Genomic DNA, 15,424 nt, shown 5'->3' with positions numbered 1-15,424 from the left:
ATGCGCGTTAGCTTTAAAGAATGGTTCGCACGGGCCAACAGGCCACTGTCTTGAGGAGAGATTCATGTCACTGCAGCAGGAAATCATTACCGCACTCGGCGTTAACCCGGTTATCGACCCGCAGCAGGAAATTCGCCGCAGCGTCGATTTCCTTAAAAGCTACCTGAAGCGCAATCCGTTTCTGAAGACCCTGGTGCTCGGCATCAGCGGCGGCCAGGACTCGACGCTGGCGGGCAAACTGTCGCAGCTGGCGATTAGCGAACTGCGCGAAGAGAGCGGCGACAGCGCCTACGCCTTTATCGCCGTGCGCCTGCCTTACGGCGTGCAGGCGGATGAGCAGGACTGTCAGGATGCGCTGGCGTTTATCCAGCCCGATCGCTCGCTGGCGGTGAATATCAAAGAGTCGGTGCTGGCCAGCGAACGCGCGCTGCGCGAGGCGGGCATCGAACTCTCTGATTTTGTGCGCGGCAACGAAAAAGCGCGCGAACGCATGAAGGCGCAGTACAGCATCGCCGGCATGACCAAAGGTCTGGTTGTGGGCACCGACCATGCGGCGGAAGCGATTACCGGCTTCTTCACCAAATATGGCGACGGCGGCACCGACATCAACCCGCTGTTTCGCCTTAATAAACGTCAGGGCAAGCTGCTGCTGAAAACCCTGGGCTGCCCGGAACACCTCTACCTGAAACGCCCGACGGCGGATCTGGAAGACGATCGTCCAGGCCTGGAGGATGAAGTGGCGCTCGGCGTCACCTACGAGATGATTGACGACTACCTGGAAGGCAAAAGCGTCGCGCCGGAAACGGCGAAGATCATCGAAAACTGGTATGTGAAGACCGAACACAAGCGTCGTCCGCCGATTACGGTGTTCGACGACTTCTGGAAATAACCCCCCTTTTTCCCCTGCTGCCCGGCAGGGGAAATGTTATCCCGCCTCGATGTTCACCGATTAACCCGCTGGCGAAAGCCTGAGCAGCCTGATATGCTGTATGAATACACAGTTACAGGAGTCTGTCTTGGTTCGACGTGCCGCCACGCACCGCCTCGAGTTCGACGCGGCTGCCATCTACGAATATCCCGAACACCTGCGCGAATGGCTGGAAGGTTTACCTAATCAGCCCGGCGTCTACACCTTTCACGGGGAGAGCGAAACGCTGCCGCTCTATATCGGGAAAAGCATCAATCTGCGCTCGCGCGTGATGTCGCACTTCCGCACGCCGGAAGAGGCGCGCATGCTGCGCCAGGCGCGCCGCGTCAGCTGGATCCCCACCGCGGGCGATCTCGGCGCGCTGCTGCTGGAAGCGCAGATGATCAAGACGCAGCAGCCGCTGTTCAACAAGCGCCTGCGCAAAAATCGCCAGCTCTGCTCGATTCAGATCGCCGGCGGCAAGCCCGAGGTGGTTTACGCGCGCGACGTCGATTTTTCCCACTCCCCCAACCTCTTCGGCCTTTATCGCAGCCGCCACAAGGCGCTGGAGACGCTTAAATATCTCGCCGACGAGCATCAGCTCTGCCACGGGCTGCTGGGTCTGGAGAAGCTGAGCGCCAACCGCGCCTGCTTTCGCGCTGCGCTGCGCCGCTGCGCCGGTGCCTGCTGCGGCCGCGAAACGCTGGACGATCATCAGGCGCGGCTGCTGGAAGCGCTGGAGAGCGTGCGGGTGATCTGCTGGCCGTGGCAGGGCCCGGTCGCGCTGATCGAGGAGGGTAAACTGATGACGCAGATCCACGTAATCGATCACTGGTTCTATCTGGGATCGGTCAGCGATATGGAAGAGGCGCGTCGGCTGAAGCGCGCGCCGAGCGGCTTTGACCATGACGGCTATAAAATTTTGTGTCGACCGCTGCTTTCCGGCCACTATCCGATCGAACCGCTATAAAAAAACCGCCGACGCTGCCCAGACCTTCTGCTTGTCTGGACAACGTCGGCGGTCTTACTGCCTTACCTCAGCCGGTTATTCAGCGGCTGGCGGCGCCATTTTCTCGTCGTGCGGGCCTTTCTCGGTCAGACGCTTTTCAAAGTTAGCGTTGTACTGCTTCTTCTGCTCCGGCGTCAGCACGTTGTAGAGCTTGTTCTGCGTCTCCATCATCGCTACCGCGCGCTCTTTCGCATCGGCGGTCATTTTCTCCGCCTGCGCTTCCGCTTTCGCGCGGTCGAAGGTGTCGGAGGCGATAATCGCGTGACCGGCGCGGCGCTCTTCCAGCGACGGACGTTTAAAATCTTTATGGCTCTCTTTCATGATGTCGCGAATCTGAGTTTTCTGCGCATCGGTCAGGTTCAGGCCTTTGAACATCATCATGCCGTGGTGCATCGGCGGCTTATGCATCGCTTTTTCGCTACCGGCCGGCGGCGGGGTCAGGTTGTCGGCCGCTGCATGGACCGCGCTTGCCGCACCGAATGCCAGGGTAGAAGCGAGAATCAGAGAAGTCAGTTTACGCATAATAGTTGTCCTTATCATTCAGTTAATGACGACAGCAGCCTGTCGCGTCTTCGAGAACAAGATTACGCTGCTGAATGTCAATCTCTCAGAGAGTGAGTAAAGCCGTGAAAGCATAAAAGACAAAAATCGGGCAATCATGAAGAGAATAAGAAGAATCAGGTGAAGAATTGCAAAAGAATATGAATTCAAAGCGGATTTGGCAGGAATTATGGAGGAGTGTAAGGGTTCCGGCAGCAAAGCGGAAGGAAAATTCTCCGCGTCGCCGCCGGACAAGATGTCAGCCTGGCAGCGTCTCGGCAGGCGCCTCCTCCTCCACCAGCATCAACCCGGCGCGCAGCCCCAGCGCGACGGCGGGATTGGGAAACAGCACATATTCGCGCGCCTGCTGCACGACGTAGCGCGTGGCGCCATCCTCAGCCAGCAGCGCACCCTGCGGGAAGGCGGTAAAATTGCGCGTCTCCGCATCCATATGCAGCCGGAACTGCTCGCTGAGGCGAGTAATCTGCTGCGCCACCCGGTAGCGGCGCGGCTGCTCTCGCGCCTCCGGCAGCGGCCCGCCGCTAAGCAGCGCTGCCAGCGCCTGCTGCGCAGCGGCGAACTGCGTCAGGTCGTTGGCGCCGAACGGCAGAGCCTTGCCCAGCTCCAGCGTGCAGCTGGCGGCGCGGAAGTTTGCGCAGCTGAAATGGGTAAAGGTGCCGCCCGGCGCCGTGTGGAAGACCAGCGCCTCCAGCCCCGCTGCCGCGAGCCAGTTGATAAACGGCGCCGGCCAGGGGTGCGGATTGAGCGGCAGCACGCCGAAGCGGGTATGCCATGAGCCGCGAATGGCGGTGTGCAGATCGAGATGCCAGCGCGGCTGCTCCGCTTTGCCGGCCTCCAGCCAGAAAGCCTCCGTCGCCTGCTCCAGACGCAGCGCGCGCCGCGCCTCGTCGCAGTCGTCGATCTGCTGCCAGCGGCCGCCGAACAGGCGATTCACGTCATGCCGCAGGTAGCGCTTTCCGGCGCGCAGCGCCGCCGGATTGCCGAGGATCGCCAGCACGCGATGACGCAGCGCCATCTCGCCGCGCAGCAGCGCGTTGATAAGCGCGTTCATCATCTCCACCGGCGCGGTCTCATTGCCATGAATGCCGGCCGACAGCACCAGCGCCTGCTGCGGCTCGCCGAGCGGGTCGAGCTGTAGAATGCCGTGGTCGATCCATCGCCAGCGCAGCCAGGGCGTTTCGCCGCACCGCTGATGCGGCGCCTCGCCTGACAGCGTCTGCTGAAGAAAATCGTGCATTAAACCTCCTTTCTGCGATGTGAGCGCCTTTCCCGCTACTGCTGAAACGCGTAGACGTTGCCTAAGTCCAGCAGCCGGGTCAGCTCGTCCAGCGCCTCGCGGCCCTCTGTCAACAGCTGCGGGTCTGCCAGATCCGCCTGCGTCAGGCGATCGCGGTAGTGGCGATCCACCCAGTCGTTAAGCGTGGCGAACAGGCGATCGTTCATTATCACCGCCGGATTGAGCGCCTGCCGCTCCTGCGGCGTCAGCACCACGCGCAGTCGCAGACAGGCGGGGCCGCCGCCGTTTTGCATGCTTTCGCGCAGGTCGAAGCTCGCCAGTTCGCGCACCGGGCCGCCCTGCTCCACCAGCTCGCTCAGGTAGCCCCAGACGCCGGGATGCTGGCGCGACTCTTCGGGCAGCACCAGCAGCATCGCGCCATCGTCGCGGCTCAGCAGCTGGCTGTTGAAGAGATAAGTGCTGACCGCGTCCGCCACCGAGACGCGGCTTTCGGGCACCTCAATGGCGGTAAAGCCAGGCACGCGACGCTGCAGCGTCGCCAGCAGCGCAGGCTGATCGACGAACGCCCGCTGATGGAGGAAGAGCGCTTCGCGGTTGCTGACCGCGATAACGTCGTTATGAAACACCCCCTGGTCGATAACGTGCGGGTTTTGCTGGGCAAAGATCGTGTGGCGCTCGTCAAGCTGATGCAGCCTGGCCACTGCCTGGCTCGCCTGCAGCGTCTGGCGCGCGGGATAACGTCCCGGCGCGACGCCGCCGTTGTCGTCGCGCCCGTAAACGAAGAGCTGCAGGCTACGTTCGCCATACTCGGCGCCGAGGCGGTTATGGTTGGCGGCGCCTTCGTCGCCGAACAGCGCCACCTGCGGCAGCGCGTCGTGCACGTCGAAATGCTGCGGATCGCGAAAGATAGCGCGCAGCAGCCGGGCGGTCTGCGGCGCCTCCATGGCGCGATGAAATTTATTGTTCAGGTTGGCGACGGTGAAATGCACGCGCCCGTCGGCGCTGTCGGCCGAGGGCGACACCGTCGCCGCGTTAGCAACCCACATCGCCGAGGCGGAGCTGACCGCCGACAGCAGCCCGGGCGACGCCTTCGCCGCCTGCGTCAGCACCTGTTCGTCGCTGCCGCGGAAGCCGAGCTGGCGCAGCAGCGGCAGGTTCGGCCGCTCGTGTGGCGGGATCACCCCCTGCACAAAGCCTTTGTCCGCCAGCGCCTTCATCTTCAGCAGCCCCTGCTTCGCCGCGAGGCGCGGGTTCGACGGCTGATGCTGGTGGCGCGTCGAGGCCTCGTTGCCGAACGACAGCCCGGCATAGTGGTGCGTCAGGCCTACCAGCCCGTCGAAATTCGCTTCTGTGGTTTTCATGCCTGCTCCTCGCGTGCGGAGAAATCGAGCCCCGGCGAAAGCGCGGCGGGCAGCGTCAGATCGGGCGTCTCCAGCGACGCCATCGGCCAGGCGCAGTAGTCCGCCGCATACCAGGCGCTGGCGCGATGGTTGCCGGACGCGCCGATGCCGCCGAACGGCGCGCTGCTCGCCGCGCCGGTGAGCGGCTTGTTCCAGTTGACGATACCGGCGCGCGCCTCCAGCAGCAGCTGGTCGAACTGCGCACGCGACGGAGAGATTAGGCCGCAAGAGAGGCCGTAGCGCGTCTCGTTGGCGAGGCGGATCGCCTCATCGAAGCTGTCGTAGCGAATGACGTTAAGCAGCGGGCCGAAGACCTCTTCGTCCGGCAGGCCGCTGACCCGGGTGACATCGATAATGCCGGGGGTCAGCAGCGCATTGCTGCGCTGTGGCCAGCGCATCTCCAGCAGCGGCGTGCCGCCGAGCGCGACGCGCTGCTGCCACGCCTGATAGATCTTTTCCGCCGCCTCGACGGAGATGGCGCTGCCCATAAAGGGCTGCGGCTCGGCGTTCCACGCGCCGGGCTGCAGCCGGGCGCTGACCTGCAGCAGCCGCTGCAGGAAGGCGTCGCCCGCCGCGCCGCGCTTCACCAGCAGACGGCGCGCGCAGGTGCAGCGCTGCCCGGCGGTAATGAACGCGGACTGAATAGCGATATGCACCGCCGCGTCGATATCCGCCGGATCCTCGACGATCAGCGCATTGTTGCCGCCCATTTCCAGCGCCAGCATTTTTTCCGGCTGGCCGGCGAACTGCCGATGCAGCTGATAGCCGGTGCCCGCGCTGCCGGTAAAAAGCACGCCGTCGATCTGCGTCTCCGCCGCCAGCGCCTGTCCGGTGGCGCGCGCGCCCTGCAGCAGCGCCAGCACGCCGCGCGGCAGCCCCGCTTCCAGCCAGAGTCGCACGGTTTTCTCCGCCGTCAGGGGCGTCAGCTCGCTCGGCTTGAACAGTACGCAGTTGCCCGCCAGCAGCGCCGGCACGATATGGCCGTTCGGCAGATGGCCGGGGAAGTTGTAGGGGCCGAATACCGCCAGCACGCCGTGCGGGCGATGGCGCAGCGAGCTTTCGCCCTCGTGCTGTTCGCCGGTGCGCGTGTGGAAAGCCTTCACAGAGATCGCGATCTTATTGATCATCGCCTGCACTTCGGTCAGCGCTTCCCAGCGCGGCTTGCCGGTTTCAGCGGCGATGGTTTCCGCCAGCTCGGTTTTGTGGCTCTCCAGCAGCGCGGCGAAACGCTCGGCCAGCGCCTGACGCTCGGCGAAAGGTCGGCGCGCCCAGGCGGGAAACGCCTCGCGGGCGGCCGCCGCGGCCTGCGCGATCTGCTCCGCGGTGGCGGCCTCGCCCTGCCACAGCGTTTCGCCGAACACCGGATCGATTTTACGCAAGGCGTCGCCGCGGCCCGGCTGCCATTCGCCGTTAATCATCTGCGTCATGCTTTTTTCTCCTCGCCGCCCAGCGTCACCACGCGCAGGCTATCGCCTGGCTCAACGTGCAACGCCCTGAGCTGATTCTCATTTAGTACCACGTCATGCTGCTCGATGCGCGCTGGCAGCAGCGCGACGCGGAAACGGTGATAGTCTAGATTCGCCACCAGACAGAGCGGCGCATGTGCGTCCGGTTCGCCGAGCGCAGCGCTGCGCACATGGCTTTTGCGGATGGCGCGAATGTCGTCGATTTCGCACTCCAGCGTCGGGCCGCCGTCGAAGATGTCGATATAATTGCGGTAGCGGAACCCCTCTGCCTCCAGCACCGCGCGCGCGGGCGCGGTCTTCTCATGCACCTGGCCGATCACCGCCCGCGCCTCGGGTGACAGGTAGTCGATGTAGAGCGGATGCTTCGGCATCAGCTCGGCGATAAAGGCTTTCTGGCCGGTGCCGCTGAGGAAGTCGGCCTTGCGAAACTCCATGGAGAAAAAGCGGCTGCCGACGCTCTCCCAAAAAGGCGAATGGCCCGCGTCGTCGCTGACGCCGCGCATCTCCGCCACCACGCGATCCATAAACTGATGGCGAAAGTTGGCCATAAAGAGAAAGCGCGACTTCGAGAGCAGATAGCCGTTTTTGCCGTCGCGGTAGTCGGGGTCGAGAAACAGCGTGCAGAGTTCGCTGCTGCCGGTATGGTCATTGCTCAGCGACAACGTCGGCAGCGCCGCGTAGACGTTGAGCTCTTTCGAGGCGTGCACCTGGGTGCCGACGCGAAAGTTATACCAGGGCTCCTGCAGTCCGACCGCCACCTCAATGGCGCAGATGCCCACGGCGCGATTCTCTTCGCTGTCCGCCAGCACGAAGACGTAGCCCTGTTCGGCGCGCGGCAGCGTACCCTGCCAGGTTTGCAGCGAGCGCTCGATGCGCGCCTGTAGCGTGGGGCTGTCGACCGGCAGCGAGGTCAGTCCGCCGCCGGTTTTGCCGGCCAGCGTCAAGAGCTGCGCCAGATCGTCATGTTCAACAGGGCGAATCACCATCATGATGTCGATCCTCGCGCCAGGTGTTCACAAGCCACGGCAAAGCGCGCCATGCCGGTTTTAACTTCCTCTTCGCTGATATTCAGCGCCGGCGCGAAGCGCACCACGTTAGCGCCGGCGATCAGCACCATCACGCCCTGCTCGGCGGCCGCCAGGTTGAACTGCTTCGCTTTACCGGCATAGTCCTCATTCAGCACCGCGCCAATCAGCAGGCCCAGGCCGCGCACTTCTTTAAACAGATGCAGCCGCTGGTTAATCTCCTCCAGCGCCTCGACGATCCACTGATGGCGCGCCGTGACGCCCGCCATGGTCGCAGGCTGGTTAATCAGCTCCAGTACCTTGCCTGCCACCGCGCCCGCCAGCGGATTGCCGCCGTAGGTGGTGCCGTGGGTGCCGACATTCATCACCTGCGCCAGATCTTCGCGGGTCAGCATCGCGCCGATAGGGAAACCGCCGCCCAGCGCCTTGGCGGTGGTGAGCACGTCCGGCGTCACGCCGTAGTGCATATAGGCGTAGAGCGAACCGGTGCGGCCCACGCCGCTCTGCACTTCGTCAAAAATCAGCAGCGCCTGGTGCTGGTCGCACAGCGCGCGCAGGCCGCGCAAAAAGGCGGGATCGGCAGGCAGCACGCCGCCTTCGCCCTGAATCGGCTCGACGATTACCGCGCAGGTGTTGTCGTCGATGAGCTGCGCCGCCGCTTCCAGATCGTTAAACGGCGTATGGCGGATATCGGGCGGCAGCGGCGCGAAATCTTTTGAATAGGCGGGCTGGCCGCCAGCGGAAACGGTAAACAGGGTGCGGCCGTGAAAGGCGTTATTAAAGGCGACAATGCCGCTCTTGTGCGCGCCGAAGCGATCGTGCGCCGTTTTACGCGCCAGCTTCAGCGCCGCCTCGTTGGCTTCGGCGCCGGAGTTGCAGAAGAAGACGCGGTCAGCGAAGGTGGCATCGATCAGCTGCTTCGCCAGCCGCAGGATCGGCTCGTTGGTATAGCCGTTGCCGGTATGCCACAGGCGCGACGCCTGTTCGGTCAGCGCCTGCTGCAGCGCTGGGTGCGCATGGCCCAATGCGTTAACCGCAATGCCGCCGGCAAAGTCGATATACTCTTTACCGTTCTGATCCCAGAGGGTCGAGCCCGATGCGCGTACCGGTACAAAGTTCGCTGGCGCATAGACCGGTACCATCCATTGATCGAAATCGTGACGCGAAACCTGCAGTGACATAACTGTTTCTCCTGCTTTCCCGCCCGGCGCGCCGGTGAGTAAAGCGAATGTTTTAAATTTGTGAAATTCGGGTAAACGCAGCCCTACTGTAAAGTGCAGCTTGCGTGCCAGCAAAGCGAATAAATGCATAAAAGAGGAGCTGTTACGAAATATCAATAACTTACAAATCTCTATTATTCACTTTAAGTGCATATATAGTGAATAATTTCGTGCTCGCCGCGCCTGCGCCGCATATTCCTCAGCAGATTTATGCAGTTGCCAGAGTAAATATTGCTTTTGTGATCGCTCCTGACTTTTATGTTCAAATTCAGGCAAAAAACGCCCTTTATAAGTGCAGCGTGCGCTGTTTCAGGGCAGATCGATCGCATAAAAAGAGGGGGCAGACTTTATGCCAAAGGCAATCCGTCTGGTCATACTGAGGAGGGTCGTCCCGTGGGAGAAACGCCAGGCGCTTTATTAACCCGGCTTCATTAAATAAACGTCGCGTGTTAAAACAATTATTTCTGAGGTTATTATCAACGCGGCAATAAGAATTAATGATGGATAATTGATTTGTAACCGAGCTAATCATTAGAGCTTTACTTTTATTCTGTCCATTGAACTTTTCCGGTAAAGCTTGATTTTTATTTGGGATTGTCTAGCCGATCAATCAGGCGCAGACCCCAGATAACCCCCTGCAGAAAAATAAAATATAATCATAAATATCAGTATTTTAAATAAAAATTATTTTATTGACCTTTTATCTGAAGATAATCTACGTCGCGCCAGAAAGATCAAAAAACAAACAAAGCAAACGGCCGGACAATCTTTTAAATATTTAGTTACACTTATTGCACTAGGTCAACTTACCCTTTTGTGTCATTTTTCTTTCACCCCAGATAGCGGGGAATAATAATTAACAAAGACAGGGTAAATATAAATGATGAAGCGCGCGTTAGCGGCGGCAGTGATGTCGTCTCTTATGGGAATGTCTGCCGGTCAGGCAGCGGAGATTTATAATAAAGATGGCAACAAACTCGACTTAGTGGGAAAAATTAACGTCTCGCACCTGTTTTCCAACGACAGCAGCAACGATGGCGATACCTCATCCTACACGCGTCTCGGCTTTAAGGGCGAAACCAAAATTACCGACCAGCTCACCGGCTATGGCTTCTGGCAGTATCAGTACAGCCTGCGCAACTCGGAAGGCAGCGACGCGCAGAACGGCAATCGCACCCGCCTCGGCTATGCCGGCCTGAAGTTTGGCGACGCCGGCTCGCTCGACTATGGCCGCAACTACGGGCTGGTCTACGACGCGTTCGCCTATACCGATATGCTGCCCTTCTTCGGCGGCGATTCCGGCTATACCGACGCCTTTCTGGCGGGGCGCTCCACCGGCCTGCTCACCTGGCGCAACAAAGATTTCTTCGGCCTGATAGAAGGCGTGAGCCTGGCCGCACAGTATCAAGGCAAAAACGATCGCGCCGGCAATACCGACGGCGTGCGCCGCTCCAACGGCGACGGCTACGCTCTTTCCGCCAGCTACGCCTTCGATTTCGGCCTGAGCTTCACCGGCGCCTACGCCACGCTCGACCGCACCGAGACGCAGAATGCGGCGGCGCGCGGCGACGGCGACAGAGCGCAGAACTGGGCCACGGCGGTGAAATATGATGCGAATCAGATCTATCTGGCGGCGATGTATGGCGAAACCCTGAACGCCACGCCGATCAGCGGCGGCTTCGCCAACAAAGCGCAGAACTTCGAAGCGGTGGCGCAGTATCAGTTCCTGAACGGCCTGCGCCCGTCGATAGGCTACGTCTCATCAAAGGGCAAAGAGATTGAGAATATCGGCGACGCAGACATCTTCAAATATGTTGCGGTAGGCACCACTTACTATTTCAATAAAAACATGTCGACCTATGTGGAGTACAAGATCAATCTGCTGGACGACAACAACCCGCTGGGCCTGAAGACCGACGATATCACTGCCGTCGGCCTGATCTACCAGTTCTGATAAGGTCTTACCCTCACTCTGCGCCCGGTCCGTGTCAACCGGGCGCGCAGGGCCGCGCAAGCGGCCTTTTTTTCGGCCCCAGAGAGTGCGCCGCCTGAGCTAGGTCAGGCGATAGTAGGCGTCCGGGCGCAGCGGCGTCGGCAGCGTCTCTTCTTCCCCCGCCATTTCCCGCAGGCTGATCTCGATATTGGTGCAGATCGCATCCATCGGCAGATGGTTGTTCTGATAGCCGAACGGCATCTCCAGCTCTTCCGCCAGCGTATCAAGCGACAAAAAGGTATAGGAGATAAACATCGACACCATCGGCGTCATGTAGTGCAGATCGGGCGCCAGCGCGAACGGCAGCAGCGTGCAGAAGAGATAGACGGTGCGGTGCAGCAGCAGGCCGTAGGCGAACGGCACCGGCATGCTCGCCAGGCGTTCGCAGCCGCCGAGCACAGCCGCCAGCTGATTCAGGCTCTCGTCGATATTGCTCCACACCAGATCGCTGATTTTGCCCTGCCGACGCTGATCCGCCAGCCAGTGCGAGAGTTGAAGGTGCAGCATATTGGTCGGCGAGCGGCGCGACAGCACCCAGTCGGCATCCTCCCCGAGCAGCCGCTGCAGATCGGCGCGCGCGTCGCTGCGCCGCAGCTGGTGCTTCAGGCTGTAGCAGAACGCCAGCAGCAGCGCCTGAATACGCGGCGCATCTTCAGGAAAGAGCGCCAGCACCTGACGCTGAAGCGTGCGGCAGGCGATCAGCAGCGCGCCGAAAAAATGGCGCGCCTCGCTGAAGCGCGCGAAGCAGACGCTGTTGCGAAAGCCGAGAAACACCGCGATGGAGACGCCGAGCAGGCTGAAAGGCGCCAGCGTCAGCTTTATGCCGAGCGTCTCGTACCAGTTGAGCAGCCAGAGCGCGAGCAGCGACATCAGCAAGTTGAGACACAGGCGAAATGAGATGGCAGGCAGCACGGAGCCGTGCCAGGCGAACAAACGAACGAACCAGTGGCGATGGGGACGAACGATCATGATGTGCAGATGACAAGGGATTTTGCGGCGATTCTGCGACTTTCCCGCACGCCTGACCAGCGATAAATTGTGACAATTGTCACACTTTACCGCCGGCCGCGCGTTGGCTGTCAGGGCGCCATAATATCGAAGCGATCTGATGCCGCGCCGGCATCAACCTGCATCGGCGGCTGCACCTTCAGAGTGATCCAGTTCGACGTGACGCGCTGCTGCTTGTCATCCTCCAGGGTCACCGACAGGCGGTACTCGTTGCTGGCGCCTGGCGAGTCGTCCCAGGCGGGCACGATCAGGCTCCAGCCCTGCGGCTGGCTGTTATTCGCGGGCGGCGTCAGGCTCAGCGCCTGGGTATCGCCCTGCCAGCTCACCGCCTTAATCGGATTGCTGTGGCGGATCTGCAGCTTCAGGGGCAGGCTTTCGCCCGGCGTCAGCTGCCACGGCGGCGTGGCGAGGAATACCGACAGGGTTTTGCGCTGGCGAAAATTGAGCACCGGCGTATCGGAACGGGTGACGCGATCGTAGCGGCTGCCGCGTAGCGAACGCGCCTCGGCGACGTTGCTCGCTTCCAGCTGCTTGCTCAGCGCCACGCCGAAGCGATAGTTGAGCTTCAACCCCAGCTGATCCTGGGTCTCGCCCGCGCTGCTGGTCTTGTGGCTGGCCGACAGCGTCACCAGCGGCACTGGCGTATAGGAGAGGCCCAGCGACAGCGCGGAGGGGTTGTGGTAGCGGTTGCCGCTGTGGAAAAGATCGACGTTGTCGCCGAGATACTGCTCCCAGCTCAGCGATACGCCGAGCTGACGATAGAACGGCAGATAGCTCTGCGTGGTGATGTCGTAGCCGCGCGCCATGCGCTGTTGCTCGGTGTCGCCGCTGTTCTTCCAGCTGCCCACCGGGTGATAGTAGTTGGCGGAGAAGCGCAGATTCTCGTTCCAGGCTTCAGTGCCGAACGAGGCGCGCTGCTGGCCGATATCGAAGCTGCGATCGAGAAAGGCGTTATAGCCTAACAACCAGTTCGGCGTCACCCAGCGCTGGCCCAAACCGACGTTGCCCACCAGCCCGTCGCTGGTGTCGCGCAGCCCCACCTGGCTAAAGGTGAGATGGCTGTGCTCGTCCGCCAGCGCGGTGAAGAGGTCGCCGCCGGTGCCGGTAAAGCTGCCCTGCATATCCACCATCAGATCGAGCTGGGCGTTGCCGTAGGGCGACAGCAGCGACTGCCCTTCGCTCTCGACGCGGCTCGCCACCTCGTCGCGAAAGTGGTTAAAGGCCCAGACGCCCGCCTGCTGGCCGAAACTGGTGCTGTTGTCGCCGTTCTGGCTCGCTTCGCCGATATCTTTGGCGATAGCGGCGAGCCGCTTATTCCACTCGTCGTCGCTCTGCACGTTGCCCAGCGACGGCAGCGCCGCCAGCTGCTGGTTGAAGCGCGCCGGATCCTCGAAAGGCGTCTCCGCCACGGAGGCGGTGCCGGTGAAAGCCTGCGCCGCAGGCACAGCGGAAAGCATCGCCGCGACAAGGGGCGAACAGGCAAAAAAAGGACGGGCAAAGCGGTGAAAAAACATAGCGTCTTATCGGATTTTTCAGCTGATTAACGAGACCTGTCTCACAAAATGACTTGAATTTACTTTAACACATCATGATGAATTTGCAGAGGATCACGGGGAATTGCGGAAAAAGCAGGGGAAAAGCTGGATAAACTCGGATTTATCCAGCCTCAAGAGGGCGTCAGGAGAAGATTAGCCCGCCATCGACGTTGATGGTCTGGCCGGTAATATAGCGCGCGTCGTCAGAGGCGAGAAACGCCACCAGCCCGGCGACATCCTCCGGCTGGCCGGCGCGCTTCAGCGGAATATTCTCTACCCACTCCGCCATTAGCTCGCCCTTGCCATATTTTTTCTCATCGGTGCTGAGGATCTCGCCCCAGACGCGGTCGTTGTAGTCCCACATCTCGCTCTCGATAATGCCGGGACAGAAGGCGTTCACGGTGATATGCCAGGGCGCCAGCTCCAGCGCCAGGCTCTGGGTAATGCCGATCACCCCCATCTTGCTCGCCGCGTAGTGCGGCGTATAGATAAATCCCTGGCGCCCCTGGCCCGAAGAGGTATTGATCAGGCTGCCGCCCTTCTGCTTCACCATATATTTCGCCGCTTCGCGGCAGCAGAGCCAAACGCCGGTGGTATTCACCGCCAGCACCTTGTCGAAATCCGCTTTCGGCATGGCGTCGAAGCGGTCGATGGTGATAACGCCCGCGTTTTGAATCGACACGTCGATGCGGCCGAAGCGCTCGAACGCCTGCTGATAGAGCTGCTGGACCGCCGCTTCGTCGGTGACGTCCGCCTGCAGCGCCAGAATATCGCTGCCGTACGTCTCCTTTAGCGCTTCGGCGGTGGCGAACACCCGCTCGGCGTTGGAGACCATCACCAGGTTTGCGCCGTCGCGCGCAAAGCGCGCCGCGATGCCGGCTCCGATGCCGCGACAGGCGCCGGTAATCACTACGGTTTGTCCTTGAAAATTACGCGTCATGTTGCCCTCCGCTTATCCATGACTGACTTCAGATACCGATGTCGACTGCTGCTTTTTTTCATGGCGACGCAGCAGCACCACTTTGCTTTGCAACCGCTGCTGGAACTGGTCGATCACCACGGCGGTAACAATCACCAGCCCCTTGATCACCATCTGCCAGAAGTCGCTGACGCCCATCATCACCATGCCGTCGGCGAGAAAGACGATGACGAACGCGCCGATAATCGAGCCGGAGACGCGGCCGCGGCCGCCCGCCAGCGCCGTGCCGCCCAATACCGTGGCGCCGATGGCGTCCATCTCGAACATATTGCCGGTCATCGGATGCGCGGTTTGCAGCTGTGACGCCACCACCAGCCCCACCAGCCCGGCGCAAAGGCCGGAGAAGGCGTAGACGAAAATCTTCACCTTCACGATCGGCACGCCCGCCAGCCGCGCGGCCGATTCGTTGCCGCCGGTGGCGTAGATATAGCGTCCCAGCGGCGTTTTGCGCGTCAGGTAGAGCCCGAGCAGCAGGAAGCCCAGCATCAGCCAGATCGGCAGATAGATGCCGAGCAGCGTGCCGGAGCCGAGAAAGGCGAAGCCGGTATTGCCGAGCGCCGGCAGGCCGACCAGATTGGCGTAGGTGCTGCCGTCGTTGAACAGCAGCGCCGCGCCGCGCGCCACATACATCATGCCCAGCGTGCAGATAAAGGGCGCGACGCCGAGCCGGGTGATCACCGCGCCGTTCACCAGCCCGATAATCACGCCGAACAGCGCCACCGCGAGGATCACCTCCGGCACGTTAAGAAACAGGGTATTGCCGTTCCACAACGGCACGCCGCTGGTGAGCAGCGCGCCCGCCACCATGCCGCAGATGCCCGCCACCGCACCCACCGAAAGATCGATGCCGCCGGTGAGGATCACCAGCGTCATGCCGATCGCCAGCAGGCCGGTAATGGCGACGTGCTGGGTCATAATCAGCAGGTTCGACGGGGTGAGAAAGTTCGGCACCATAACGCTGAAAAAGCCGATGACGATCAGCAGCGCGATAAAGGTGCGCGCTTTCAGCAGGTACATATAGAGCAGGTATTTTTGGTTCATCATCTCTCCTGCGGGCGACCGACGCCGCCCGTCATGCCTGGTA

Annotated in this window: 13 protein-coding genes; 3 read left to right on the top strand and 10 right to left on the bottom strand. The window is 61.3% G+C overall.

Going from position 1 to position 15,424, the window contains the following annotated elements; all coding sequences use genetic code 11:
* Window positions 1–64: 64 nt before the first annotated feature.
* Both nadE and cho read left to right on the top strand, forming a co-directional pair.
* A complete protein-coding gene (nadE, locus tag HA46_RS01030) occupies window positions 65–889 on the top strand; it encodes an ammonia-dependent NAD(+) synthetase (RefSeq protein ID WP_033789776.1) in 825 nt (274 codons plus the stop codon).
* 127 nt (window positions 890–1,016) lie between these two features.
* Window positions 1,017–1,877: an excinuclease Cho gene (gene cho, locus HA46_RS01025; RefSeq protein WP_033789775.1), complete on the top strand. Its 861-nt coding sequence runs from the start codon at window positions 1,017–1,019 to the stop codon at window positions 1,875–1,877.
* A gap of 75 nt (window positions 1,878–1,952) precedes the next feature.
* On the opposite strand, the gene spy is transcribed toward cho, so the two are convergent.
* From spy to HA46_RS00995, 6 genes are all read right to left on the bottom strand, one after another.
* Window positions 1,953–2,438, bottom strand: coding sequence for an ATP-independent periplasmic protein-refolding chaperone Spy (spy, locus tag HA46_RS01020; RefSeq protein ID WP_048786027.1), 486 nt, complete (start codon window positions 2,436–2,438; stop codon window positions 1,953–1,955).
* Between the two features lie 277 nt (window positions 2,439–2,715).
* Window positions 2,716–3,714: a succinylglutamate desuccinylase gene (astE, locus tag HA46_RS01015; RefSeq protein ID WP_084881917.1), complete on the bottom strand. Its 999-nt coding sequence runs from the start codon at window positions 3,712–3,714 to the stop codon at window positions 2,716–2,718.
* 35 nt (window positions 3,715–3,749) lie between these two features.
* Complete coding sequence (gene astB, locus HA46_RS01010) at window positions 3,750–5,075, bottom strand: N-succinylarginine dihydrolase (RefSeq protein WP_084881916.1); 1,326 nt, start codon at window positions 5,073–5,075, stop codon at window positions 3,750–3,752.
* Window positions 5,072–6,541 (bottom strand): succinylglutamate-semialdehyde dehydrogenase, encoded by a 1,470-nt coding sequence (astD, locus tag HA46_RS01005; RefSeq protein WP_084881915.1) that lies wholly within the window; start codon window positions 6,539–6,541, stop codon window positions 5,072–5,074. The genes astB and astD overlap by 4 nt, the downstream gene beginning before the upstream one ends.
* Window positions 6,538–7,569: an arginine N-succinyltransferase gene (gene astA / locus HA46_RS01000; protein ID WP_033789767.1), complete on the bottom strand. Its 1,032-nt coding sequence runs from the start codon at window positions 7,567–7,569 to the stop codon at window positions 6,538–6,540. Before astA ends, astD begins: the two co-directional genes overlap by 4 nt.
* Window positions 7,566–8,786 (bottom strand): aspartate aminotransferase family protein, encoded by a 1,221-nt coding sequence (locus tag HA46_RS00995; RefSeq protein WP_084881914.1) that lies wholly within the window; start codon window positions 8,784–8,786, stop codon window positions 7,566–7,568. Before HA46_RS00995 ends, astA begins: the two co-directional genes overlap by 4 nt.
* Window positions 8,787–9,705: 919 nt before the next feature.
* Here HA46_RS00995 and HA46_RS00990 point away from each other — a divergent pair.
* Entirely contained in the window at window positions 9,706–10,779 is a 1,074-nt protein-coding gene (locus HA46_RS00990) for a porin (protein ID WP_084881913.1), read from the top strand.
* Between the two features lie 99 nt (window positions 10,780–10,878).
* Here the strand turns inward: HA46_RS00990 and HA46_RS00985 are convergent, their stop codons facing one another.
* The 4 genes from HA46_RS00985 to HA46_RS00970 form a co-directional block, all read right to left on the bottom strand.
* Window positions 10,879–11,787 carry a bestrophin family protein gene (locus HA46_RS00985; RefSeq protein WP_084881912.1) on the bottom strand — a complete coding sequence of 303 codons (909 nt, stop codon included), beginning with the start codon at window positions 11,785–11,787 and terminating at the stop codon, window positions 10,879–10,881.
* 110 nt (window positions 11,788–11,897) lie between these two features.
* Complete coding sequence (locus tag HA46_RS00980; protein WP_051563561.1) at window positions 11,898–13,340, bottom strand: YchO/YchP family invasin; 1,443 nt, start codon at window positions 13,338–13,340, stop codon at window positions 11,898–11,900.
* Window positions 13,341–13,503: 163 nt separating this feature from the next.
* Window positions 13,504–14,301 (bottom strand): glucose 1-dehydrogenase, encoded by a 798-nt coding sequence (locus HA46_RS00975; RefSeq protein WP_084881911.1) that lies wholly within the window; start codon window positions 14,299–14,301, stop codon window positions 13,504–13,506.
* A gap of 12 nt (window positions 14,302–14,313) precedes the next feature.
* Window positions 14,314–15,381 (bottom strand): ABC transporter permease, encoded by a 1,068-nt coding sequence (locus HA46_RS00970; protein WP_033789757.1) that lies wholly within the window; start codon window positions 15,379–15,381, stop codon window positions 14,314–14,316.
* Window positions 15,382–15,424 lie beyond the last annotated feature (43 nt).

The organism is Pantoea septica (assembly GCF_002095575.1).
GTDB classification, from domain to species: Bacteria; Pseudomonadota; Gammaproteobacteria; order Enterobacterales; family Enterobacteriaceae; genus Pantoea; species Pantoea septica.
This window is presented reverse-complemented; position numbering and strand designations above follow the sequence as displayed.